This window comes from Paraburkholderia sp. USG1 (assembly GCF_031570135.1).
Classification (GTDB): Bacteria; Pseudomonadota; Gammaproteobacteria; order Burkholderiales; family Burkholderiaceae; genus Paraburkholderia; species Paraburkholderia dioscoreae.
In genome coordinates this window covers 1-1,335 of sequence record NZ_JAMWXW010000083.1, presented here as the reverse complement: position 1 = coordinate 1,335, position 1,335 = coordinate 1, and the positions used below count along the sequence as shown (strand labels likewise).

General features: G+C 58.7%; 1 protein-coding gene. It reads left to right on the top strand.

The features are described from left to right. The first annotated feature begins 63 nt into the window (after window positions 1-63). Window positions 64-1,298, top strand: a protein-coding gene (locus NE850_RS39340) for an IS3 family transposase (protein WP_085954161.1) whose coding sequence is annotated in 2 segments (ribosomal slippage) — window positions 64-418 and window positions 418-1,298 — 1,236 coding nt in all. Because the reading frame shifts where the segments join, the coding sequence is not laid out codon by codon here. Window positions 1,299-1,335 lie beyond the last annotated feature (37 nt).

The window sequence follows — 1,335 nt, the reverse complement described above, 5'->3', positions numbered from 1 at the left end:
TGGGGCGGCCCCCGTGAAAACCGGACACGAGGAACGCTTAAACTTTGAGGTAGTCTTACGCCTATGTTTAAGCCCAGCTCTAACGTGGAACCCATTGAAGTTTTGACCCAGCCCGAACAGCGCCGCAGGCGCTCTGTCGAGGAAAAGCTTGCGATAGTGCGCGAGACCTTCGAGCCCGGCGCAACCGTTTCCGGAGTTGCCCGTCGTCATCAAGTGAATGCAAACCAGGTGTTCGCCTGGCGCAAGCTCTATCAGGACGGAAGCCTGTCAGCGGTCAGTGCCGGCGAGCATGTGGTACCGGCATCGGACCTGGCCGAAGCGATGAAACAGATTCGTGAACTCCAGCGATTGCTGGGCAAGAAGACGATGGAAGTGGAAATCCTCCGCGAAGCAGTGGAGTACGGCCGGGCAAAAAAATTGATTGCGCGCTCACCATTGCTGCCAGGGGACGACCGATGAAGACGGTCTGTAATGTCCTGGGTGTGTCGCGCTCTAATCTCGCAGTGAAAATAAAGCGCGACGCCGAATGGGTCGACAAGCGCAAGACACCCGCCCGTGACGACATGCCGCTCGTTGCCGAGCTCCAGGAGTTGGTTGCTGATTTGCCTACTTACGGCTACCGGCGCGCCTGGGCTCTCCTACGCCGAAACCGGGAGGCACAGGGACAGCCTCGGGTTAATGCAAAACGGGTTTATCGGGTCATGCATACCCACGGCCTGCTGCTTGAGCGCCGCCCTCGACATCCCGAATCCAGGCGCCGGCACGATGGAAGGGTCGCGGTGGACCAGAGCAATGCGCGCTGGTGCTCGGACGGCTTCGAATTCCGCTGTGATGACGGCTCGCCGCTGCGCGTCATCTTTGCACTGGACTGCTGTGACCGGGAAGCCATGAGCTGGGCTGCGACCACTGGAGGCTATACCGGAGACATGGTGCGTGATGTCATGCTTCAAGCTGTAGAAAACCGTTTCGATGGTGCGTTAAAGGCCGACAACGAAATCGAATGGCTCAGCGACAACGGTTCCTGCTACATTGCCGAGGAGACGCTGACGTTCTCGAAAAAAGTGGGCCTGAAACCCATCACGACGCCGGTCAGAAGTCCGCAGAGCAACGGAATGGCCGAGAGCTTCGTCAAAACGATGAAGAGAGACTACGTCTCGTGGATGCCCAAGCCGGACGCGAGAACGGCGTTGCACAACCTGGCCATCGCGTTTGACCACTACAACGAGTCGCATCCGCACAGCGCCCTGAAATACTGCTCACCACGCGAGTTTCGCCAGCGAGCAGATTCACCAACCTAAGCGTGACCGCATGTCCGGTCATGCAGGGGCAAGTCCA